Source organism: Streptomyces sp. NPDC045287 (assembly GCF_056432325.1).
In genome coordinates this window covers 183,236-206,197 of record NZ_JBWKJG010000010.1, presented here as the reverse complement: position 1 = coordinate 206,197, position 22,962 = coordinate 183,236, and the positions used below count along the sequence as shown (strand labels likewise).

The 22,962-nt window shown below is 68.9% G+C and carries 18 protein-coding genes and 2 pseudogenes; 4 read left to right on the top strand and 16 right to left on the bottom strand.

What is annotated here, in order from left to right; all coding sequences use genetic code 11:
• Positions 1–115 precede the first annotated feature (115 nt).
• Positions 116–1,510: a cation:proton antiporter domain-containing protein gene (locus AC07D6_RS18665; protein ID WP_479045589.1), complete on the bottom strand. Its 1,395-nt coding sequence runs from the start codon at positions 1,508–1,510 to the stop codon at positions 116–118.
• A 389-nt stretch (positions 1,511–1,899) separates the two neighbouring features.
• On the opposite strand from AC07D6_RS18665, the pseudogene AC07D6_RS18660 reads away from it, so the two are divergent.
• A pseudogene (locus tag AC07D6_RS18660) lies at positions 1,900–2,450 on the top strand (hypothetical protein).
• Between the two features lie 224 nt (positions 2,451–2,674).
• Here the strand turns inward: AC07D6_RS18660 and AC07D6_RS18655 are convergent.
• From AC07D6_RS18655 to AC07D6_RS18600, 12 genes are all read right to left on the bottom strand, one after another.
• A complete protein-coding gene (locus AC07D6_RS18655) occupies positions 2,675–3,130 on the bottom strand; it encodes a TIGR02611 family protein (RefSeq protein ID WP_479045587.1) in 456 nt (151 codons plus the stop codon).
• 612 nt (positions 3,131–3,742) lie between these two features.
• A complete protein-coding gene (locus tag AC07D6_RS18650) occupies positions 3,743–4,957 on the bottom strand; it encodes an FAD-dependent monooxygenase (RefSeq protein WP_479045584.1) in 1,215 nt (404 codons plus the stop codon).
• Positions 4,958–5,288: 331 nt separating this feature from the next.
• Positions 5,289–6,644 (bottom strand): flavin monoamine oxidase family protein, encoded by a 1,356-nt coding sequence (locus tag AC07D6_RS18645; RefSeq protein ID WP_479045582.1) that lies wholly within the window; start codon positions 6,642–6,644, stop codon positions 5,289–5,291.
• Positions 6,645–7,515: 871 nt separating this feature from the next.
• A complete protein-coding gene (locus tag AC07D6_RS18640) occupies positions 7,516–8,070 on the bottom strand; it encodes a TetR/AcrR family transcriptional regulator (protein WP_479045579.1) in 555 nt (184 codons plus the stop codon).
• A 488-nt stretch (positions 8,071–8,558) separates the two neighbouring features.
• Positions 8,559–9,659 carry a DUF475 domain-containing protein gene (locus tag AC07D6_RS18635; RefSeq protein WP_479045577.1) on the bottom strand — a complete coding sequence of 367 codons (1,101 nt, stop codon included), beginning with the start codon at positions 9,657–9,659 and terminating at the stop codon, positions 8,559–8,561.
• Between the two features lie 32 nt (positions 9,660–9,691).
• Positions 9,692–10,183, bottom strand: coding sequence for a ribonuclease E activity regulator RraA (rraA, locus tag AC07D6_RS18630; RefSeq protein WP_479045575.1), 492 nt, complete (start codon positions 10,181–10,183; stop codon positions 9,692–9,694).
• 56 nt (positions 10,184–10,239) lie between these two features.
• Positions 10,240–10,884, bottom strand: coding sequence for a 3-oxo-tetronate 4-phosphate decarboxylase (gene otnC / locus AC07D6_RS18625; protein ID WP_479045573.1), 645 nt, complete (start codon positions 10,882–10,884; stop codon positions 10,240–10,242).
• The gene (gene otnK / locus AC07D6_RS18620; protein WP_479045571.1) at positions 10,881–12,152 is read right to left on the bottom strand and encodes a 3-oxo-tetronate kinase; all 1,272 of its coding nucleotides are present in this window, start codon (positions 12,150–12,152) and stop codon (positions 10,881–10,883) included. The genes otnC and otnK overlap by 4 nt, the downstream gene beginning before the upstream one ends.
• A gap of 90 nt (positions 12,153–12,242) precedes the next feature.
• On the bottom strand, positions 12,243–13,325 hold the full coding sequence (locus AC07D6_RS18615; protein WP_479045568.1) for an isocitrate/isopropylmalate dehydrogenase family protein: 1,083 nt from the start codon (positions 13,323–13,325) through the stop codon (positions 12,243–12,245).
• A 50-nt stretch (positions 13,326–13,375) separates the two neighbouring features.
• The gene (locus AC07D6_RS18610) at positions 13,376–14,212 is read right to left on the bottom strand and encodes a sugar phosphate isomerase/epimerase family protein (RefSeq protein ID WP_479045566.1); all 837 of its coding nucleotides are present in this window, start codon (positions 14,210–14,212) and stop codon (positions 13,376–13,378) included.
• Positions 14,209–14,913: an aspartate/glutamate racemase family protein gene (locus AC07D6_RS18605; RefSeq protein ID WP_479045563.1), complete on the bottom strand. Its 705-nt coding sequence runs from the start codon at positions 14,911–14,913 to the stop codon at positions 14,209–14,211. Before AC07D6_RS18605 ends, AC07D6_RS18610 begins: the two co-directional genes overlap by 4 nt.
• Positions 14,914–15,152: 239 nt before the next feature.
• On the bottom strand, positions 15,153–15,866 hold the full coding sequence (locus AC07D6_RS18600; RefSeq protein WP_479045560.1) for a FadR/GntR family transcriptional regulator: 714 nt from the start codon (positions 15,864–15,866) through the stop codon (positions 15,153–15,155).
• Between the two features lie 351 nt (positions 15,867–16,217).
• Here AC07D6_RS18600 and AC07D6_RS18595 point away from each other — a divergent pair, with 351 nt between their 5' ends.
• From AC07D6_RS18595 to AC07D6_RS18585, 3 genes and pseudogenes are all read left to right on the top strand, one after another.
• Positions 16,218–17,510: a CitMHS family transporter gene (locus AC07D6_RS18595; protein WP_479045558.1), complete on the top strand. Its 1,293-nt coding sequence runs from the start codon at positions 16,218–16,220 to the stop codon at positions 17,508–17,510.
• 395 nt (positions 17,511–17,905) lie between these two features.
• Complete coding sequence (locus AC07D6_RS18590) at positions 17,906–18,298, top strand: DUF6087 family protein (RefSeq protein ID WP_479045556.1); 393 nt, start codon at positions 17,906–17,908, stop codon at positions 18,296–18,298.
• A 178-nt stretch (positions 18,299–18,476) separates the two neighbouring features.
• Positions 18,477–18,848 (top strand): annotated as a pseudogene (locus AC07D6_RS18585) (TIGR03618 family F420-dependent PPOX class oxidoreductase); the annotation flags it as partial.
• A gap of 151 nt (positions 18,849–18,999) precedes the next feature.
• Here the strand turns inward: AC07D6_RS18585 and AC07D6_RS18580 are convergent.
• From AC07D6_RS18580 to AC07D6_RS18570, 3 genes are all read right to left on the bottom strand, one after another.
• Positions 19,000–19,851 (bottom strand): DUF5655 domain-containing protein, encoded by an 852-nt coding sequence (locus tag AC07D6_RS18580; RefSeq protein WP_479045554.1) that lies wholly within the window; start codon positions 19,849–19,851, stop codon positions 19,000–19,002.
• A 375-nt stretch (positions 19,852–20,226) separates the two neighbouring features.
• On the bottom strand, positions 20,227–20,874 hold the full coding sequence (locus AC07D6_RS18575; RefSeq protein WP_479045551.1) for a recombination directionality factor: 648 nt from the start codon (positions 20,872–20,874) through the stop codon (positions 20,227–20,229).
• A 496-nt stretch (positions 20,875–21,370) separates the two neighbouring features.
• Complete coding sequence (locus AC07D6_RS18570; RefSeq protein WP_479045549.1) at positions 21,371–22,936, bottom strand: recombinase family protein; 1,566 nt, start codon at positions 22,934–22,936, stop codon at positions 21,371–21,373.
• Between the last annotated feature and the right edge of the window lie 26 nt (positions 22,937–22,962).

Here is a 22,962-nt window from a genome sequence, read left to right as displayed (position 1 = left end):
AGCTGGCCCAGGTGGATCCACACCACCTCAAGCTGGAACCCCAGCTGATCCCCCGCGTCCCGAACGGGAGCGAGTGGCGGTGCCCGTCACGGGGAAGGCCGGCGACCAGGCGGCCTCACTCGTGGGGCGGGTCGGCCGCCGGGCGACGGGTGGCCCGGCCGCCGTCCTCGGCCGTTCCGGCTACGGGCTCGGCGGCCCCGGGCGCCACCGCTTCGCCAGCGCTGGAAGAGGCGTGATGGGGGGTGGTCTTTGCCGCGGGCTCGGTACCGGGAGTGAGGACTGTGCGCTGTCGCGGCTTGGCGCGCAGCAGGCGGGGGATGGCCATCGACCCGCCGCCGTGTAGCAGAAGGCTGCCGAGTACAACGAGAACCGTAGCTTCCAGCGCGCTGTTGGCGCCCGGTCCGTCCGGGATGGTGTTGAAGGCGAGCAGGCCGAACACGATCGAGGTGGTGCCGCGTGGTCCGAGCGCGCCGACCAGCAGCCGGTCGCGCCAACCGAGCCGGGAGCCGAGCAGGGCCAGGAGGACCGGCACGATCCGCAGCACGGTGAGCGCGGCCGCGCACAGCAGCAGGACCGACCAGTCGAGGCCGACGACGAAGGTGAGCACCACCGCGTTGCCGAAGAAGAACCACATGACCATGGTCATCAGGGCACTGGTGTCCTCGACCAGCTGGAGGTCGGAGCCGGCCGGTGCCGCGCCGCCGTGGCGCTGGCGGGCCTGCCGGACGTAGCGGAAGGCGACACCGGCCACGAACGCGGCGACGAAGCCGTTGCCGTGTACCGCGACCGTCGAGGTGTAGGTCAGCAGCGGGATGACCAGCCCGATGATCCGCCGGGACTGGCCGGTCATGAAGTTCGCACGCTGGGCGAGGTTCATCAACCAGGCGAGTAGCGCGCCGACCAGGGTCCCGATGACGAGGGCCTTGACCGCGAACGGCACGGTGGTGGCCAGTGCCTGCAACGGTATGCGCTTCTCGGTCGTGGACCCGGCGAGCACCAGCGCGAACAGGAAGATCGGTGAGACGATGCCGTCGTTGTACCCGCTCTCCACGTTGAGCACGTTGCGCACCCGCGCCGGGATCCGCCGGTCGCGGACAAGACTTTCGGCCGGAGCGAAGTCGGTGGGGATGACGACGCAGGCGATCAGCAGCAGCACCGCGCCCGGCAGCTCGGGCAGCAGCAGGCCGCCCAGCAGGACTGTCGCGCCGAGGCTGAGCGGCAGGGCCACCAGCAGCAGGCGGGCGGCGGAGCCCGGGTCTCGGCCGAACAGCCGCCCGCCCCGCAGCTCGGTGGCGTCCACGAACAGCAGCACCGCCAGGATGATCTCGGCCACGTGCTGGGCGATCTTGGAATTCAGTGCGACGGCGATCTCGCTGTGTGTGAACAAGCCGGTGGCCACGCCTGCGAGCACCAGCACCAGCGATGCCCGTACGTGCAGTCGCTCCAGCCGCCCCGCGAGGAGAGACCAGCCGGCCATCACGGCGGTGATCACAATCAGGACTGGGATCAACAAAGGAAGGTCGCCTTCGAAGGGGAACGAGCCGCGGACACCCTGCTAACCGGCTAGGCGAGGGGGGTTTCCGTAGGCGTCCAGTACATCTTGAGCCCGGCCCGGAAGGCCGCAGGCGCCGCAGTGCGCCCGTTCGTGTTGTGGCTGGCCGACCGTGCCCTCCAGGGTGCCGCCGATCCGGCCGACGCACGAACTTGCCGAAGCAGCGCTGGCTCAGCCCCGTGACCGGGCCTATCCAGGACGGCTGCGACGCCGTAAACGCACCAGCCACGTCAAGGTCGTCCCACTACCCCGGAGCCCAGGATTGCGAAGATCAGTTGCCAGAATTCTGTTGGGCGCCCTCGTCACCGGCCGGTACGGTTCCACGCACGCAGAACCAAGGGGATGAGCTGGTGCACCCAGTGCTGCTGGTGGAAGTGGACGGACCGCTGAACCCGTATGCCGCGAAGCCGCACCGTCGGCCCGAGGGCTATCAGACGTACCGCCTGCTGACCCTCGGTCGGAGGCCGCCGAGCGGCGCCGGCTGACTGAATGGGGGCTGCCGCACAAGCCCGTGAAGCCGCTGCGGGTCTAGCTCAACCCGGGTCACGGCCCGGCACTGGACGCACTTCCCTTCGACCTGGTGTGGGCGACAACGTGGGAGGAAGAAGCCAACATCTTCGTCGCGCCAGTCTTGGGACTGCCCGAACTGCCCTCCATCCCCTGGCCCTCGCCGCGGCCCGAGCCCAGGGGCGGTGTGTTCCGGAAGACGCCCGAGATCGTCGCCTGGGTGAAGGGCCGTGCGTTCGCCTGGGTCGACGACGAAATCACAGAGGCAGACCGTACCTGGGTGAAGGAACACCACGACGGCCCCGCCCTACTGCACCGGATCGACCCACGACGCGGCCTTATCATCGACGACTTCGCCACGCTGGCAGCATGGGCGACCGACCTCGACTGACTCTGCAGCCGGTCGACAACCGGCTGCGACGCCTTCCTCTGTGATCCTTTACGGGACAAGTCTTAGTTACCCCACCTCAGACCTGCTGCGTGTCTCACCGAAGTCGAGCACCGCAACCGGCAACGGAAGACGCCTCACCTCACAACTCGCGACTTCGAAACCAGGTGATTAGACGAAAAATAGACACTCTCCCTTGCCAGCGGCACCGCCGGACCCTTACTGAATCACTGCTTGATTTTCCACGGTACAACTATGCCGAACTTCCAGAGGTAGATTCCTGCCAGCGCCGTGACGATCATGAGCCCCGCCGTGGTGAGAATCATATTGCGCCGCCGCACCTTAGGATCGAGTGCGCGCTGGGCGGTTTCGGTGACCTTACGCCGGCTCCAGCGTAGGACAATCTGCGCCCAGGCGAACTCGGTCGCCCAGATGGCCATGCCACCGAAGATCACCAGCCAGCCCGGGCCGGGCAGCACCAGCATCGCGACACCAGCCCCAATTACGGCGAGGCCAACGACGAAGATTCCGACCTGCCAGCCCAGGCGGAGCAAACTTGACTTCCGGATGAACCCGGGGGCCCGCGAGCCCAGTTTTCGCTCCGCCACCCCCTCGTCCCCCAAAGCGGAATCAGCGGTCACCGTCACGGCGACTTTCCCCTGCTTATCATTCTCCGCATTCATAGAGTCCAACCTATCGGAACCGGGACCTTGACCGGAATGGAGGTATGGCCCAAAGGGTCACACGTGAAAGCGAACGGCTTGAAGCACCGCAAGGTGCACACGGCGGTGGACACCTCTGCGCGGAACGGGACTTGAACGAGGGCGAGTCCTCGCCCGGTCGACCCAACCGGCTGACTCAACCCCCAGACCAAGACGCCCATCCCACTGCTCTGAGGCCCTGGTTCGCGTAGTGATGATCGACCTCACGAGCCGGAGGCTGACCCGAGAATGCACCCCAGGACCGGAAAGCCACAGCGGGCCCAGTAAGGGGCCGCTACTACCAGGCGGGCTTTCTCGGAAATTCCTGACCCGAAATCGGTCGACCTGGCACAGCAACAGATTGTCCAACTGGACGACCTGAGCCGTTTCGATCGGCTCCTCGAAGCCAACGGTGCGATGACTGGTGGGGTTCGTGGAACTACTCTTGGCTCCGGCGAACGAAGCGAAGTCTGACTTCTGTTCGTGACATCAGCGCGACGTCGACGAGGGAGCTTATCGAGCCCGAAGGCGTCGCGGCCGGCGACCTCGATCGCCTTCATGGCGGCGAAGCCCGCGGTCTCGTGGTAGGGGCTGTCAGACGGCGGCGATGTCGATGGACATCTCCTTGAACGCCTTGTCCATCATGGCCGTCATGACCTTCTTGCCGACGCGGTTGGTCAGCACCTTCTGCATGGCGGTGCGTACGATTTTGTCCTTGCGGGTCTGGGGGACGAATGTCGGCAGGCCCTCGGTGCGGGCGGACTTCTGTTGGAGTGCCATGAAGGGGCGCAGTTTCTGGTCCCATTCGCGCAGGGCGCGGGGGGTGTTGCCGGGGTTGCGCTGGAGCAGGGTGCCCAGCAGGTCGGCGCCGGCCATTGCGGTGGAGGCGCCCATGCCGGAGTACAGGGTCAGGCACCAGGCGGCGTCGCCGAGCAGGACGATCCGGTCGGTGTGCCAGGTGTCCATTTCGATCTGGTGGGCGGAGTCGAAGATGTAGTCGTCGGCCTGCTCGAACTGCCGGAGCAGGTGGCCGAGGACGGGGCCGGTGGGCTCGGGTCCGAAGGCGGCGCGCAGAGACTCGATGGGCGGGCGGCGGAACTGGGCGTCCTCGTCGTCGGTGCGGTAGTTGAACAGCAGGCCGGGATGGTGGTCGGTGAAGGGGAAGGTCCACACGGAGCGTCCGGGTTCGGCGAGGACGATGCCGTCCTGGGGCCGGTAGCCGGGGACGGGTTCCTTCATGGTGGTGGCTGCGACGATGTGGTGCAGCGGGCGCATGAACCGGCTGTCGGGGCCGAACACGAGGCGGCGGACGGTCGAGCGCAGGCCGTCGGCGCCGACCACGAGGTCGAAGTGCTCGGTGGTCTCCGAGGCGTCCTCACCGGTGGTGCGCAAGGTGACGTCGACTCCCGTGGAGTGTTCGTCGAAGGCCGTGGGTGTGGTGCCGTAGCGGATTTCGGTGCGGGGGGCGACGGTGTTGTAGAGGGCGGTCTCGATGTCGCCGCGCAGGATCAGGCGAGGGCCTCCGGGCAGGTCGCCGTACCCCATGCCGGGGCGCCGGCGTCCGTCGCGTTCCACGTCGTAGGTGACGCTGGTGGGGTCGGTGCGGTTGCCGATGGCGTCGAGGACGCCCATGCGCTGTGCGGTGGCGCGGCCGGTCTCGAAGAGGCCGATGAAGTAGCCGGCGGCACGGCGTGCGGGCGCGCGCTCGACGATGACGGGCTCCCAGCCGATCTCATTGAGGCGCATGGCGGTGGCGAGGCCACCGATGCCCATGCCGACGATAAGGGCTCGGGGTGTGTGGGTGTTCAAGGAGTGTCTCCTCGTGCGTGCAGATTCGTGACTGCGGGGTCGCTGTGGGAGGGGCACGGCGGGTGCGGCGCCTGGGCCGGCTTGGTGGACGTGGGCGCGGAGCCGAGACGAAACGCCGGGCACGTGGGCGGCTTTTGGGGGCGTGGCTGCCACGCCGGAGCGTGCTGAGCGAGCAGGCTGGGTATATGGCCGACCAGGCGGTGGCTGTCTCCAGCCACCGCCCTGTTCGAAGAGCTGCCGTGTGGAACCAGGCCTGCGGGGCCGTACCCGGCGCCGTGCGTATGGTCGAAGGCCAGGTCCCGCCGTTGAGGACCGATGCGGGTGGGTGTCGCTACTGCCCTGCTTCGAGGCGGGCCGCCACCTCGCTTGCTGCACGCTGGCCGGACAGCATCGCGCCGTTCATGCTGCCCGAGGTCTCGTCGGCTGTCTCGCTGCCGGCCCAGTGCACCAGGCCGACCGGCTCGCGCAGGTACGGGCCGAAGGTCGTCCATGCCTTCGGTCCGACTGCCGGGTTGGGCCCGCCCGCAGCGAAGACGTCGTTGCCCCAGGAGAAGTCGGTGTAGTCGACCGCGTGCCGCGCACGCTCCCCGAACATGTGGACGAGGTGCTTGACGACACGGCGACGGCGCTCGTCCTCGTCGTACGCGTCGAAACCGCGTGCGTCGCAGAACACCATGAGGATGCCGGGGCCATCGGCGCTGGGACTGACGTCGAAGGTGAGGAAGACGGTCTCATTGTCGGACATCCCCTCCCCTGACAGCCCTTCGCTCCTCCAGAAGGGGCGGTCGTAAGCGACGAAGGCCTTGCTGAGCGCGCCAAGCCGCCAGCTGCGGGAGAGTCCGTAATGACGCTGCGGGAGTGCGGGCGTGAACTTGATCGTCGAACGGTGGGTGGGGGACGCCGTCACGATGACGTACCGGGCTTCGATGGCGTGCCTGCTGGTCTCGACCGTCACGCGGTCGCCGACCGTGGTGATGCGCTCGACCGGGGAGTTGACGATCACCCGGTCTTCCAGCGTGTCGGCGAGCTTGCTGACCAGCGAGTGCGTCGTTCCCAGCACTCGGTCCTGCTGGTCGCCGCCCTCGACGGTGAGCATGAACTCGATACCGCCCAGGTTCTTGATGTAGCGCAGGGCGTTGAAGAGCGACACGTCGCTGACGGGCGCACCCCACTGCACCAGGCTGAACATGGTCAGGAATTTCCGGGTGTCCTTCAGGGCATGCTTCGCGGTGAGCCATTCGCCGAGCGACATCGAATCGAGCTGCGCGGCCTGGGGGTGCTTCCAGGGAGCCGAGACGGGAAGGTCGTCGACCATCTTCTGCAGGTCGTTCAGGATCCGCGTGATGTCGAGCATTCCCCAGGGTGCCATGGAAGTGGCGCTCTCGATCTTGCGCTTGCCCCCGAAGGACATGACTCCCTTGCCCTGGTGGAACTGGGGCACGAACTCGCAGCCAAACCGGCTCACGAGATCGCGTACCGCCGCGTGATGCGGTGCGACCCAGGTCGCTCCGGCATCGACGGGGACGCCCGCGACCTCGACCGTATGGATCCGTCCGCCGACGCGGTCACGGCCCTCGACGACGACGACGTCGTACCCGGCTCGGGAGAGCTGGTCCGCGGCCGTGAGTCCTGCGAGCCCGGCACCGACGATGACGACGTCGACTTGGCGGGTGGGGGGAGTGTTCATGATTGCGCTCCGTTCCTCGCGACTGATCAGCCGCTTGTCCCATCACCAATACTGTACTGACACGTCAGTGCAGTTTCAAGCGGGTGGGGCTCCGCGCGGGAGCGATCGCCGCGGGCGGCCATCAAGGGGAAGAGCAGACGCGGTGATCGGCCTCTTCATGAGGCCCGGTCGGCGACACAGCCCCCTCGGACCAGCCGGGGGCGCGTCGTTGATGCCGGATTGAGTTCGCCCGCCATGACTGCTCGGGGCATCGGGTGATCAGGCCGGACCTGGCCATGCAGTCGAGACCGGGGCACGCGTAGCCGAGCGCGAAGGGCACGTGCTGCCCCTGGAGACCGGATCTGTGCACGACGTCCAGGAGGGCTTCCCGGCGCGTCAAGGCGGCCCGCCAGCGGGCGGGTCCGCGTCTGGGAGCGCATGGACTCAACGGGCAGGGCAGAATTGGGCTGCGGCAGGCGGTTCCTCGAACGCGACAGCCCGCCGCGGCTCGATGTGCCGTACGCAGCTCGCAGAGCAGCGCCCAGCAGTCTCGGCGCGCTGGGTGTACTGCCGAAAACGGGAATCCGCCAGTGCGGCCGGTCGCCGACCGGCTGCGGTCGACAGCTATGCCCGTGAAGGCTGCGAGGGCCGGGGACCTGGATGCCAAAACCACGGCGCCCTGCCGAGAACCTTCACGGAGCGGCGTCGCGCTGAACGGGAAGGTTCCAGCGGAGCCTCCGTCGTCGCTGACGCGCCCCCTCTCTTGCCTCGGCAGCTCCAGTCAGCGAAGGGGGCACGCGTCGCATCGGCCGGTCTGCCCGCACGGACTCGCGACAGCAGGCCAGCCACAAGAGGGAGCAGCACACGGATGCCTGCCCATGTCGCAGGAGCACTAGGAACCCGGGGTGGTGAGGCGCTCCAGCTCCGCTCGCAAGGCGACGAGCTCGGCACGGTCGTACTTCAGCCCCCACCCGGCCATCAGGCCGGCACCGTCGACAGCGTTGAGAATGACGGTCCGCGCCCCGACGGAAATCCCGTCCTCAGCCATTTCGGCCTTCCAGCGGTACCCGTCTTCGGCCACGATCTCGGACACGCCGGGGGTGACAGCAAGAGCAGCCAAAAGGAAGAGCCGCTCGCCGACAGCCTCGATCGCATCCCCTTCCAGTGACGCGCGAATGAAGGCCCTTGCCAGGCGTCCAGGCGCCTGGCCGTCCTCAAGGAGCTCCTGCACCGTCCGCCGGAACTGCTCGAGTACATCGCGGGCCAGTGCGACCCACAGCGCGTTCTTCGAGCTGTAGTGATAGATCACCGCTCCGCGAGTCACCCCTGCTGCGGCGGCGACGTCGTCAAGGGTCGCCCGGGCTCCCTGCGCCACGACGACATCCCTCGCGGCATCCAGGAGCAACCGCTTCGTGTCTTCGGCCCCTCGCCCTGCTGTGCGTCCCATGATCTCTCTTACGTCTTCGCCCTACGGGGTAGTGGCCAGTGTGCCTGACCGCCACGCAGCCTCCTGACAGTCGGCGACGGCTGACGGGAAGGCTCGGGTCGGGCAAAAGCCCGCCCGGGATGATGGACTTCACTGGCACCCGTCGGTCCCGTCAGTTTCCGGTCGCACTGCCGCCACCCAAAACTACACTGACTCGTCAACACAGTAAATGCTGTCGCCCTGTGCCGCCCTCGCCGCAGACGTCCAGAGGGAACCGGCGCTCTACCGTTGTCACCCTCGCCCGTCCTCCGGAATGTCTGACGGCATTCCGGAGGACGGAAGGCGCAAGGCGAACGAGGGATGCCTCCACGAGGCCGACGCGCTGAAGGTAGGCGCCAGACTCGCGGAACATCAGCGTGCACTACGCACCAGCTTCGTGACCGCCAGGCCCGGTGTTCACACGGGACTGCGGTGGTTTTGGGGCAGGCCTGTCGCCTGGGCAGCCCGGGTCAGCCTTCGGCGGCCGCCAGCGCGCGGTTGCGGCGGACGGAGGACCAGAAGGACCAGGCGATCAGGACGACGCCGATGAGGCCGGTGATGACCTCGTTGATCTCGTACCGGATGGTGACGAGGAGGAGGACGGCGAGGGCGCCGATGGCGTAGTGGGCGCCGTGCTCCAGGTAGACGTAGTCGTCCAGGGTGCCCTGCTTGACCAGGTAGACCGTGAGAGACCGGACGTACATGGCGCCGACGCCGAGGCCGAGCGCCATCAGGACGATGTCGTTGGTGACGGCGAAGGCGCCGATGACCCCGTCGAAGGAGAAGGAGGCGTCGAGGACCTCCAGGTACAGGAACATGAAGAAGGCGGCCTTGCCGGCCAGCTGGATCGCGGAGACCTTCTTGCCGCTGCGCCTGGCCTCTTCCTCGGCCTCGTGCTCGCGCTCCTCCTCTTCGAGCTTGCCCTCGAAGAAGCCGGAGAGACCGCCGACGACCAGGTACGTGATGAGGCCGGCGATGCCGGAGATCAGCACCGTCTGCGTCTTGTCGACGTGCATGCCGCCGTGCTGGTGGGCCTGGGTCGCGACGGTCATCGAGGCGACGAGCAGGACGATCAGGGCGATACAGACCGACAGCATGTCGACCTTGCCGAGCTTGGCCAGCGGGCGCTCCAGCCAGCCGAGCCAGTTGATGTCACGGTCCCCGAAGATGAAGTCGAGGAAGATCATCAGAAGGAACATGCCACCGAAGGCGGCGATCGACGGATGCGCGTCGGTGACGAGCTCCTGGTAGCGGTCGGCGTCGTTGAACGCCAGGTCGACGGCCTCGATCGGGCCGATCTTGGCGCTCACCGCGACGATCACGACGGGGAAGACCAGTCGCATTCCGAAGACGGCGATCAGAATGCCGATGGTGAGGAAGATCTTCTGCCAGAAGGCATTCATCTTCTTCAGGATGCCCGCGTTGACCACCGCATTGTCGAAAGAGAGCGAGATCTCGAGGATGCAGAGGATCGCGACGATCCCGAACGCCTCCCACCCCCCATAAAAAACCGCGGCGACCAGGCCGAGTGCGGTGATCGCGAATGACCAGCCGAAGGTTTTCAGAACCACGTGTTGCCTTATCTCGGTGGGGTGGTCGGTGGTCAGGCGGGGGTGGGCAGGAGGGCGATGCCGTCGTCGTCGGCGTGCAGGATGTCGCCGGCGTGGATGGTGATGCCGCCGAAGGTGACGGGGAGGTCGATGGCTCCGGTGGAGTCCTTGGCGCTCTTGCGGGGTGTGGTGCCGAGGGCTTTGATGCCGAGCGGGAGTCCGGCGAGGGTGGCGCTGTCGCGGACGGCGCCGTGCAGGACGAGGCCGGCCCAGCCGTTTTCGTGGGCGGCGCCGGCGATGAGGTCGCCGACGAGGGCGGTGCGCAGGGAGCCGCGGCCGTCGACGACGAGGACGTGGCCGTTGCCGGGGGTGCGCAGGAGGTCGCGGAGCAGGCCGTTGTCCTCGTGGCAGGTGACGGTGCGGACGGGGCCGGCGAAGCTGCGGTGGCCGCCGAACTGGCGGAATTGCAGGTCGCAGACGCGCAGGTCGGTGCCGTGCTGGTCGACCAAGTCGGCGGTGGGGACGGGTGTGATGGGTCCGGGCACGGGTGGCCTCTCGTGGAGAAGAAGGGCTGCCGCGCTCGCGTTTCCTCTTCCGGCCGTCAAGCGGTTGGGGGTGCGAGCGCGGCAGCCTGCTCGGGGGTGAGGGGGCGGGTGGTGTGCCCCTGGAGCAGGAGGTGGAGTTTGGCGGTCTCTTCGAGTTCCTCGATGGCGTCGGCGGCCTGTTCGAGGGAGGTTCCGGCGACGATCGGGCCGTGGTTGGCGAGCAGGACGGCGTGGTGGGTGCGCGCGGTGTGCTCGGCGAGCGGTTCGAGGGCGGGGTCGCCGGGGGCGTGGTAGGGCAGGAGGGGCAGGCGGCCGACGCGCATGGCGTAGTACGCGGTCAGCGGCGGCAGGACGTCGCCTGTGTCGGGTACGGCGAGGCAGGAGACGGCGGCTGCGTAGGTGGAGTGCAGGTGTACGACCGCGTGGGCGGCGGGGCGGGCGCGGTAGAACGCGGCGTGCAGGAAGGCTTCCTTGGTGGGGCGCGGGCCGTCGAGGTGGCGGCCGTGGACGTCGGTGCGGGACAGGCCGGTCTCGGTGAGGGTGCCGAGGCTGGAACCGGTGGGGGTCAGCAGCAGGGTGCCGTCGGCGAGGCGTACGGAGAGGTTGCCGGTGGAGCCGTGGGTGAGCCCGCGGGTGAACAAGGAGCGGGCAGTGCGGACGATGAGTTCGCGGGCGACCTGCTCGTCTTCGTAGGCGCTCACCGGTCGCCCGCCGGGGTGGCGAGGGCGCGGGTGAACAGGTCCGGGGCGCCGAAGTTGCCGGACTTGAGCATGAGGGCGAGCGGGCCGTTCTTCGTGTCGGCGGTGGTCCAGGGAACGCCGGGGTCGGCTTCGTCCCCGACGAGGACCGCGCGGACGCCTAGGGCGGTGGTGACGGCTCCGGAGGTCTCGCCGCCGGCTACGAGGAGGCGGCTGACGCCGCGGTCGACGAGGTGGACGGCGAGAGTGCCGAGAAGTTCCTCGACCTGGGCGGCTGCTTCGGCGACGCCAAGCTGGGCCTGGACGGCGGCGAGCTCCTCAGGGGAAGCGGAGGCGTAGATCAGGACGGGGGCGGCGGGGTCCTGTGCGTCGTACCAGGTGAGGGCATCGGTGACGACGTCGCGGCCGGTGGCGGCGGCGAGGACGTCGAGGTGGAGGGAGGGCAGACCGGCGGCGTAGAACTGGGCGATCTGTTCCAGCGTGCGGGCCGAGCAGCTGCCGGCCAGGACCGCAGCGCGTCCGCCGACAGGCAGGGGGACGGGGGTGGCGGCGCCGGTGGCGTGGTAGGCGTGGCCGAGCCCTTCGGCGAGTCCGGCGGCACCGGCGACGACGGGGAGTTCGAGGGCGGCGGCACCGAGGACGGCGAGGTCGTCGTCGGTGAGTGCGTCGGCGATGACGTGACGGACGCCGTTGCGCTGGTGGGTGAGCAGGGCGTCGCGGACGGCGGCGGGGCCCGAGCGGACGGTCGCCCAGTCGACGAGCGCGACCGGGTGGGTGGTCTGAGGGGTGAGAAGACGGAGCAGGGAGGGGTCCGTCATGGGGTTGAGCGGATGGTGGCGCAGCGGCGAGTCGGACAGCAGCTGGTCGTGGACGAAGAGGTGACCCTGGTAGACGGTGCGGCCGTTGGCGGGGGAGGCCGGGGTGTGCAGGGTGACGGTGGCGCCCGCGGCGTCCAGGAGGGCGTCGGTGACGGGGCCGATGTTGCCGTGCGGGGTGGAGTCGAAGGTGGAGCAGTACTTGAAGTAGATCTGTGCGGCGCCCTGGGCCCAGAGCCAGTTCTGGGCGGTGGTGGAGTCGGCGACGGCTTCGGCGGCCGGGGTGGAGCGGGACTTGAGGGCGACGACGGCGGCGTCGCAGTTCGGCGGGAGGGTGGTGGCCGCGTCCGGGGTGCCGAAGACCAGGGCAGTGCGCAGGCCGGCCCGCCGGAAGGCGGCGGCGACGTCGGTGCCGCCGGTGAAGTCGTCGGCTATGCAGCCGATGCGCAGGGTCATGGTCGGGCTTCTCCTTGGGCGTGCGGTGGAGCGGAGGCAGGGTCCGGGACGGGAAGGGTCGGGGCTTCCCGTCCCGGACGGTCTGCGGGGTCAGTTCTGGCGGGAGCCGATGGCCTTGATGACGGCGGCGGTGAACTCGGTGGTGGAGGCGGTGCCGCCGAGGTCGCGGGTGGAGGTGCCTGCGGCGATGGTGTCGGCAACGGCCTGCTCGATGACCTGCGCGGTGTTGATGAGCGCGTCGTCGCCGTGCTTGGCGCCGAGCCACTGGAAGAGCATGGCGCCGGACAGGATCATGGCCACGGGGTTGGCGATGTCGCGACCGGCGATGTCGGGGGCGGAGCCGTGGGACGCCTGGGCCATGGCGGTGGTGGCGGAGGCGTTGATGGACGGCGCGGTGCCCAGCGAGCCGGAGATCTCGCCGGCGAGGTCGGAGAGGATGTCGCCGAACATGTTCTCGGTGACGATGACGTCGAAGTCCTGGGCGCGGCGGACCAGGTGGACGGTCATGGCGTCGATGTGGAAGTCGTCGACCTGGACGTCGGGGTAGTCCTGGGCGACTTCCTGGCACACGGTGCGGAACAGGCCGGTGGTGAGCTTGAGGACGTTGGCCTTGTGGACGATGGTGAGCTTCTTGCGGCGGGAGCGGGCCAGGTCGAAGGCGACGCGGGCGACGCGCTCGGTGGCCTCGCGGGTGATGATGCCCAGCATGATCGCGGTGTCGGGGGTGGGCATGAACTCGCCGGTGCCGGCGAAGGTGTTGCGGTCGGCGTAGAAGCCTTCGGTGTTCTCGCGGACGATGACCAGGTCGGCGTTGTCGCACACGGCCTTGGCGCCGGGGAAGGACTTGGCGGGGCGGATGTTGGCGAAGAGCTGGAAGTGCTTGCGCAGGGTGCCCGAGGGGTTGAGCGCGGACTTGTGCGGCTCGGGGTAGCTGACGGAGTCGTGCGGGCCGAGGTACCAGCCGTCCAGATCGGCCAGGGCGGCCTTGGTCTCGTCGGGGACGGGGTTGCCGTGGCTGGTGATCGCCTCGGCGCCGAGCGGGAGGGTGACCCAGTCGATGGAGGCGCCGGCGGCCTGGGCCGCGGCGGTGGCGATCTCCACGGAGGAGGGGACGATCTCGGGGCCGATACCGTCGCCCTGGAGGACGCCAAGGCGGTAGGTGGTGGTGCTCATGGGGGGGGTTCCTTTCAAAACGGGAAGGTGAGGGTCTTCGCGGGCGGCGGTCAGGTCAGGTGGGTGGCGGCGTCGGTGAGCGCGGTCCAGGACCGGGCGGCGGCCTTGCGGCTGTCGCCGTCCTGGGTGTGTTCCAGCGTCAGCCAGCCGGTGAACCCGCTCGCCGCGAGGGCCTGGAGCAGGGGGACGATGCGGTGGTCGCCGACCTGAAGCGGGCCGCGGGTGAGCGGACTCGCGAGCTGCACGGCGCCGGTGAGCGGCGCGTGCTCGGTGACGGCCTGGAGCGGGTCGGTTCCCTCGGCCTCCAGGTGGTGGGTGTCCAGGACGAGTCCGGCCAGGATCGCGAGGGAGTCGATCACGTCGAGGGCCTGCTGGGGGGTGTGCCACAGCGAGGTGTTGGCGCGGGACTGGGGTTCGATCAGAAGCCGTGTGCCGTTGGCGGCGGCCTCCTCGGCAAGCCGTGCGACGGCCTGCTCGGCCCAGGTCCGCTGGAGATCCTCCAGGCCGGGCAGGAAGGTGCCACGGGTTTGTCCGAGCGTGATCGGCACGCCGATCGCGCCGGCCAGGCGGGCGGCGCCGAGCAGCCGGTCGAGGGCGTGGCGGCGTACGTCCGGTGCCGGGTCGGTGAGCGTCAGCCCGTCCTGCGCGGCGATGGGGCCGGTGCCGATCCCGTAGACCTTCATCCCGCCGGCCTCGACGGTGCGGACCAGACCGTCGGCGTCGCGGGCGGTGCTGTCGCGGACCTGGACCTCGACGCCGTCGTAGCCGAGTTCGGCCAGATCGCGCACGGCTTCGGAAAGCGGGGCGGCGTAGCCCAGCGGCATCGGTGCCGTGCAGTCGTCGGCGGAGACGGTGTAGGCGAGCGGCCAGGGCAGCCGGCGGGTCACGGCGTGCCGCCTGTACGGGCCGGGGCCGGGGTGGCGGTCAGGAGGTCGCGCAGCTCGCGGGCGGCGGCTCCGGCGCCGTCGAGGACGGGCAGCCCGATCTGTGCGGCCAGGTGGTCGCGGGCCGGGGACAGGGAGTACTGGGCGAGCAGCACCACGTCGGCGTCGGTGCCGCCGGAGGCCCGCAGGGCCCCGGCGAGGTGCCCGGCGGTGGCGGCCGGGTCGCGCTCGGCCGCGGCGGCCTCGCTCAGGGCGGTGACGATCTCGACCGGGCGGCCCGGCCGCACGGCGGGGATGAGGGCTTCGAGCTGGGCGAGGGCGGCCGGGACGGCCGGCGGCGTGGAGGCGACGACGGCGATGCGCTCGTAGGGGCCGGCGAGCGCGGCCTTGAACATGGCCTCGTCGGACTTGAGTACCGGTGCCGGCCACAGGGCGCGGGCGGTGTCGACGACCTCGCCGTAGGAGGAGCAGGTCAGCAGCAGGCCCTGCGCTCCGCCGTCCATGGTGTGCTCGATCAGGCGGAGCATGCGGCGTCTGAGGGCGTCGGTGAGGCCGCCGGCGTCGCGTGCGTCGTCCAGGAGACGGTCGTCGAGGACGTTCCAGACGGTGGCCTGGGGAAACTCTCGGGCGAACGCCTCCTGCGCGATGCGGGCTCCGGCCGGCACGGCGTGGATCATGGCGACCAGGGGTCGGGGTTCGATCACCGGGGTTCATTCCTTTTCCGGTAACGGGGCCGGCAGGGGCCCCGGCCCCCCGCGCCCGCTCCGTGTCCGGGGGCGGGGACGGCCTTCGCCAGCAGGACGGATGGGCCTCGGGGGTGGGCTGGGCAGCGGGATGTTGCGTTGCCGCGCCGCCACTGTAGGACCAACCGGTCAACCGGTCAACCGGTTGAGGATGCGGATCACCCCGGACCGCCAGGAAAGCCCCGGCGGCCGGGGCCGGATCAGGACTCGCGCTGTTCGAGGGCTTCCATCAGACGGCGCGAGGCACCGCCCATGTGCCGGGCCATGGCGGCACGGGCCGCTTCCGAGTCGCCCTTCGCGACGGCCTCGAAGATCGGGACGTGGTCGGCGTAGGCGACCTCACGGGACCGCACGGCGCCAGTGCGCTCGACCCAGCCGCGCTGGATCATCGCCCGCATACCCTTGAGCATGTCCCGCAGCACCGCGTTGCCGGCCATCTCGCCGAGCGCGGCATGGAAGGCCGTGTCCGCCTCGGGGAACTCCTCATCGGAACAGTCCCGCATGGCCGCGAGGCGGGTACGCAGCAGCTCCACGCCCGCCTCGTCGCGGGCTTCGGCGGCAAGGCCGGCGACGACGACCTCCAGCTCGGCGCGCGCCTGGACCATGTCCCGCGCGCCCCGCTCGCCCAGGACCAGGCCCAGCTCGAAGAGCCGGTAGAGCACGTCGGAGTCGGCGCCGCGGAAGTAGGTCCCACTGGACTGGCGGATCTCCAGCAGGCCCAGGAAGCCCAGTGACTTGATCGCCTCGCGCACGGTCGGCCGGTTCACGCCGAGCATCTCGGTCAGCTGCCGTTCCGAGGGGATGCGGTCGCCGGGCTGCACCTCGCCGGACATCAGGTAGTCGATCAGTCGGCGGGAGACCTCCGAGGCCATCGGTTCACGCGGCTCGACCGTGATCCTGGCGAGTTCGGCCATCGAAATCCTCTTCTCGGTATTGACGTGATGGCTGGATTCTAGTTACCTACCGGCAATCCGGTAAACCGGTTGTCCGGTTCCGAAGAGCCGTCCACCCCCGGTACGTCCCGCTGGTGATTCCGGCCACGCCAGGCCCGCCCCCTGATGCATCACACCAGGTCAAGCCCGCCTGCCCGTGCACACCGAGCCCCAGCCGTACAGGAGCCGCACGTACGATGACCGACCAGAAGCGCGAGCCGAGAACCGCGGCGTGCCTGCCTGGTCACTTCCCGACCTGACACGCCCCACCCCGCGCCGCACCGGGCCGCCCCCACGCCGGCGGCCCCCAAAGCCCTGTCCCAAGGAGCAACGATGCTCGCCGCCCTCGGCTTCGCCACCCTGGCCAGCTTCATGCTGCTGGTGATGCGGAAGTACCTCTCCGCCTTCACCGCCATCATGCTCACGCCAATCGCCGCCGCCCTCATAGCCGGCAAAGGAACCCAGCTCGGCGACATGATCATGAGCGGCCTCGAAACGGTCGCCCCCACCGCCGCCCTGCTGCTGTTCGCCGTCCTCTACTTCGGCCTGATGATGGAGATGAAGCTCTTCGATCCCGTCTGCCAGGCCATCATCCGAGCCACCAAGGGCGACCCGGTCCGCATCGTCGTCGGCACCGCCGTGCTCTCCATCTGCATCGCGCTCGACGGCGACGGCACCACCAGCTACATGATCGTCTGCTCGGCGTTCCTGCCGATCTACCGGCGCCTGGGCATGAACCCGCTCATCCTCGCCACCCTCGCCGCCATGGCGCTCGGCACCGTCTCCGGCACCACCCCCTGGGGCGGCGCCGCCACCCGCGGCATCAGCGTCCTGCACCTGAGCGCCACCGAGTACTTCGTCCACATGATCGGCCCCATGGCCCTCACCAGCCTGGCCATCATCGCCGTCGCCTACTGGCTCGGCCTGCGCGAACGCCGCAAGATCGACAACGAGAAGCTCAACGCCTACAAGCTGGAGATCGTCTCCGGCAACGCCTTCGAGCCCGTCAAGGCCGACTGGCGCATGTGGTTCAACGCCGCCCTCACCGCCGTCCTCATGGTCCTGCTCGTCCTGGAGGTCGCCGACCTCCTCGTCCTGTTCATGGTCGGCTTCGTCATCGCGCTCCTCGTCAACATCCGCGTCATCGCCGACCAGCAGGAACTCATCAAGCGGCAGGCCGCCAACGCCGTCCCCGTCGTCATCCTCGTCCTCGCCGCCGGCGTCTTCACCGGCATCATGACCGACTCCGGCATGATCAAGGCCATGGCGAACGCCGCCCTCGCCGTCGTCCCCGACGGCATGGGCAACCTCATCCCGCTGGTCACCGCCGTCCTCGCCCTGCCGCTCGGCTTCTTCATGTCCAACGACGCCTACTGGTTCGGCGTCGTCCCGGTCCTCGCCGAGTCCGCCTCCCACTACGGCATCAGCCCCAACGAGATCGCCCGCGCCGGCGCCATCGGCCAGATCCTCCACATGATGGGTCCCACCAGCGCGCCCCTCTGGGTCCTCCTCGGCCTCGTCAAGGCAGAGCTCGGCGACTTCCAGCGGCACGCCCTGCGCTGGGGAATCCTCGTCTCCCTCGCCTACATCGCCTTCGCCCTCACCACCGGCGCCATCAGCATCTGACCCGCACAACACCCAACCCCGTGGGCTGCACAGCAACTGTGCGGCCCATGCGGCTGGTACAGCCACGAACCCGACCGCCACCCGGACACGCCGCGGAAAAGAAGACACCACTCATCGCCCGGTGCCCGAGACCGGTTCGCCCCAGTCGCCTACCGCCGTCTCCGGGACAGGACCACGCCGTACGATATAACCCGAAACGAAATCCCCCCGGCTCTGTCAGCCGCTGGACCAGGGCCGACCGACCGGGCGCTTCCAGAGACCCTCCCCGAGGTCCCGGCCCCGGTCACCCGAGCTTCGTCGGTTACTACCGCACCGTGCGCGGCTTCGACCCCCGCTCGATCAGCTCCACCACCGAGTAGAGCGCGACCACGCTCACGGCGTCCTTCGCCTTCTCAATGATGTCGAACATCGACATGCTCGCCCCTGCCCGGCCCGCTTGGTCACAGAAGCCGATAGAGCGACCCCGAGGACCCGCTGGCCAAGTAGGAGCGGCGCCGCGAGGAGCGTCTCGCGGAACGGAGAGGGCGCCGTCGCGCCCTTCCTGTGGCCGATGGCCCGCTTCGGGAGCAGCCACCTCGCTCCGTCGGCACCCCGCGCGATCGAGGAGTACGACGGGCCTGGCCTGGGTGTCGCTCGCGATCGTGGCGAATTTGGCCAAAGCACAGGCTCTGCTGTATCCGCCTCCGCCGGAGCCTGCTCGACCGCCGGAGTGGGACCGGCCGGCCCTCGGCGAGGGACGGGGCCGGCACCGGCGCACGCCCTCGAAGCCCGGCGACACCGGGGCCTGATCCTCCCCGCTCTCACACGGAGGGAACCCGGCGCCGGGGCTGGGGCCGCTCCGCGTTACGGTCGAAGCGGCCCGGCGCCGTTCCGGCGCCCGGGCCATCGTGCCGAAGCCGCTCGCACCGAGGAGACCGTCCGTTGGACACCGACGCCCTGCCCACCGACGGGGACACGTTCTGGTAGGAGCGCAGAACCTGCTTCCTGACCACCCTTCGGCCCGACGGTTCCCCTCGCACCACTCCTGTCGGCGTCACGTACGACCCCGAGACACGGATCGCCCGCGTCATCACCGACGGCGGCAACAAGAAGGTCCGCAACATCCGCGCCGCCCTGGCCGCCGGCACTGAAGCCCGCGTCGCCGTCAGTCAGGCGGAGGGCCGGCGGTGGCCCATCCTCGAAGGCACCGCGGTCATCAAGGACGACCCCGCCTCCGTCGCCGACGCCGAGCGCCGGTACACCGAGCGGTACAAGACCCCGCGGGTCAACCCCAACCGGGTCGTCATCGAGATCACCGTCACCCGCACCCTCGGCCCCACCAAGCCCTCAGGCTGGTGAGCCGCCCGGCGCCCGCGCGGGCGGAATATAGGCGAGGATCCCCGGTTTCCGAAACCGGGGATCCATGCGGAGGATGGACGACACCACCGCCACTTCCCCGATCCTTCGTCGAAAGGCACCTCCGACCGCGACATCCACGCCCTGCCGACCGCTACGCCGCCGCGTACGACAGCCGGAACAGCTCCAGCGCCCGCTCCACGTCCTTCTCCGAGCGCAGCTGGACCTCCAGGTCCCCCGTGCCGTGGTGCCCCAGCCCTGTCACGTCCCGGGTGAAGCCCTCCACGAGGTCGACGTTCGCAGGCGCGGCCTTGAGGTAGACGAGGAGCTTGTCCTGCCGTCCGGTGACGCAGGCGAAGTTCCGCAGCCGCTGGTACGCGTCGTACTGCTTGCGCGGCACCTTCGTCACGTCCTCGCCCAGCCCACGCAGGACCTCGTCGACGACCGCCGCCAACTCCGTCATGGCGTCGGCCTGCCGACGGGGCACCTGCCGTTGCCCGCCGCCAGTACCGGCGCGCTGGGGGGCCGACCTGCCCTGGGCAGCGACCGAGGCGACCGTCTCCAGCGCGATGTGGTGCTCGCCGAACAGCCGGTACCGCACAAGATCGATCGACCGGCGATGTTCGCGCACCGCGTGCAGGTCGTACCGCGTGAAGTCGCCGGCGATGCAGATCAGCCGTGGAGCGCTCCACAGCACCGCCGAGGCCGCGGTCACCCCGAGGCGCTCGCGAACCAGTGCCTGGAACTCGTCCCGGTGGTCCATCAGCCACGCCATGTAGTACAGGCCCTGCGACAGGACACCGGGGTCGGTCGCCCGCTTGTACTCGACGATCACCGGAGAACGGTTCTCATCCAGCCCGAGCGAATCGATGCGCCCGCCATGGACGGGGCCGGTGCTGTACTCGGTCGCCAGGTAGCGGACGCCGAGCATCGGCTCCATCGCGCTCTCGACGAGCGCCTGCACATCAGCCTCGGCCTCGGCCAGACGCGGCGTGACCTCGGTCACGCCGTTCGTCGTATCGAACAGCTTCAGAGCCAGACACCCCCACTCTCGCGATTGCCGAGCGGGAACGCCGTCAGTGCTGGGATTATTTCCAGGGATGCCCCCCGCCTCACGAGAGTGGACGATTCTCTCAGAACACCGATTTGGGTCAATTCACCCCCCTGGGACATACCTGGGACCGATCCCTTAACGCCCCGCCAGGAAGCCCTTTGACCTGGGGAAACGCCGGAAAGGCCGACGGCCTCCGGAGCCGGGGCTATTGGGTGTGGACCATCTCGCGACCGGGACTCGAGACGTCGCTGCGAGTCGGTGACCGTATGACCCCATCAGTGGCTTTACGGCCCCACCCGCACGGAGCCTCCGGCCGACGAATCGACGTCACGCCGCAAGCTGTACTGAGTCCTGGACAAGGGCCCTGTCGACCTCCACTACTGGACGCCGGAAGCTCACGGCTATCCCGGAGTGCGTGGTGAACTCCACCAGCTCGTACCGCAGCACACCCAAGGCCGGTGTAGCCGCCACCTCCAGAGCAGCGGCCACCGCAGGCAGCTCGGTAGCAAGTTCCCATGAATTCGATACGAGACAGAACACACCCAACTCGGGAAGATCCGCCAGCCGGAAGCGGATGAGGACCTCCGGCATCGGTCCACGACCAGCCTGGGCTGCTGCCTTGCGGTCGGCCAGGCCTGCCGGACAACCACACAGCGATCCACGTACCCCGGACGGCTCCAAGAACCGGGTTCCGTCGCAGACATGGAGAGTTCCACGCGCTCCCCGCATCACCATGCGAAACGAGATCGCCCCACTGTCTTCCAACAGGATACGGACGCGATCACAACGTGTCTGGACCTCAAGGGCATGTTCGTCGCCGGTTTCCAACAGCTGCGGTATGCCTCCCAGAAGCCCGCCCAAAGCTTCAGCCACCGCCCGGTCCTCAGTCGTGACGCGCCACGCCGATACTGCAATGGGCTTTCCGCCTTGCCGACCCGCAACACTGAACCGCCCTACGGGACGACCTCCGGACATGCGAGGAAGATCTGGCGCCTCATCCGGAGCCTCCAAATCCGAACCAGAACTCTGTAGCAAGTGAGCCATACGTTTCCTTCGTGAGACAGCGGCCGTGCGCTCGTATACGGGTGATGGGGTTCTTCTTGTTCATCCAACAGTTTTCGACAGCCCGGGCCGAGTAGTTCCTTTTCGGCAGGGAATCGCGAACGGACGGCCTGACAACATCAGCAGGTCGCCACGCAGCCGGCACGGCGCTGCGGCACAGCTCCGACAGGGGCCAGGAAGGGCATCGAGCACGAGTCAGGCGACGCCGCTAGACGCACAGTGCCTTCTCCGGACTCGCGTCCGTAGGTGAGAGGGGCATACGTCAGGACAGCGTCGTCCGCTTCCGGTCCACCGCCGAACAACCGGTTCGAACGGTGTCTATGGTCCACAAAATCGCCGGTTACGCTAACCGGCGATCGCGATGTATATTCCGCGCACGTTGGGCCCCGTCCGACCGCCGGACCGCCCCTCAGCGGGTCAGGCGGGCCGCGTCTTCGTCGTCCACAGTGGCCCAATGGATGACTGCGCGGGTCTCGCCATTGAACGGTCGGCCGTACTCCGCTTCGCTGGCCTTGCGGACGGTCACACGGTCGATTGCCAGCCGCAACAGGTCTCCCCTGTCGCTCTCACTGGCAGCCTCCCACATGTCCCGGAACAGCTTGGGATCGTCGAACGCCGTCAGGTCGATGGAGGGTCCGCGCAGCTCCGCCAGCCGCTCCTCGGCGGCGGTGAGCCGTTCTTCCGCCTCTTGCTTGGCGGGCATCCTGTAGCGCGCTGACCGGCCCTTGTAGAAGCCTGCGCGGTCGTCCGCATGGAACTGGTCGAGCGCTGCCTCAGCGGCCTTCACGGCGGCCACGGCCTCACGGATTCCCTCAGTCTCTTGCGGGGCTGTGAGGGCCTGCCAGCGCGCTGCCACCACGACCATGAGAGGGTCGCCCAGTTCCAACCGTCCCAGGCGTGCCGCCCACTCCCCGAACACGTACCGTTCAATGGCGCTGCGGTACACGGACGCGGGTTCCGCACAGGCACCGCCCTGCGGCTTGAGCTGACATCGGTAGTTGGGACCGTCGGCCACCATGCGCAGGTTGCACGACGCGCAGTAGAGCAGGCCGGCGAGCGGGTACCAGCGGCGGCCCTCGGGACGTTCTGCGGGCCGCACGGCGTGTCCGGCAAGGACTGCACGCGCCTTGTCGGCGGTCTCCTCCGGAATCATCTTCGGCACCGTGTCCGGCTCGACACAGCGGACCGGTTTTCCCTTGTCGTCCAGGTACTTGGCGGGCTTGTGTCCGTTGCCGGACGCCACGGTGAGCCACCCGCAGTAGGCGGGGTGGTGAACGATCCGGCCAATGGTGTTCGCTCGCCACGTCTTCCCGGATGGAGACGGGATGGCCTCCGCGTTGAACCTTTTCGCCAGCGCGCGCGACGACGTACCCCCGGCGATGCTGTCGAAGATCCACACAATGACCGCCCAGGGCGACAACTTCTCTCCCTTGCGCCGAGTGGTGTCCGGCGACAACTTGCGGGTGACGGGGTCGACCGTCAGGCCGTACGGGGCCTGGTTCAGCCACTTCCCCTCGCGCTGCTGTCGAGCCTTCGTCGTCCGTACGGTGTAGCTGAGCCGCTGGGAGTACTCGCGGGCGTCCTCGGCCCGCTGGATGATCCAGCGGCGATCACGCTCGATGGAGCTGTCCAGCTGTTCGTAGTCGAAGATCACACGGGCGCGGCCGAGGATCGGCACGATGGCCTCTACGCCCTTCCGGGTGAATCGGTCCAGCGCGTACACCCACAGGGCGGGCACCTCTCCGTTCAGCACGGCGTCCATGGCGGCGTCGTACTTCGGCCGCTGGATGTCGGACCACGCGGACAGGTTCTCCTTCCAGACCTTGCGGACCCGGTATCCCTCCTGGTCAGCCCACTGGCGACCCCGGTCCTCCTGCGCCCGGATGGACAGGGCCTGCTCCCCTTCCCGGACAACCTTGGACTTCCTCAGCAGGAGGTCGACCTCCGGCCTGTCGTCCGTGCTGCCTGCGTACATACGACCAGCCTCTGACCTGCAGGTTC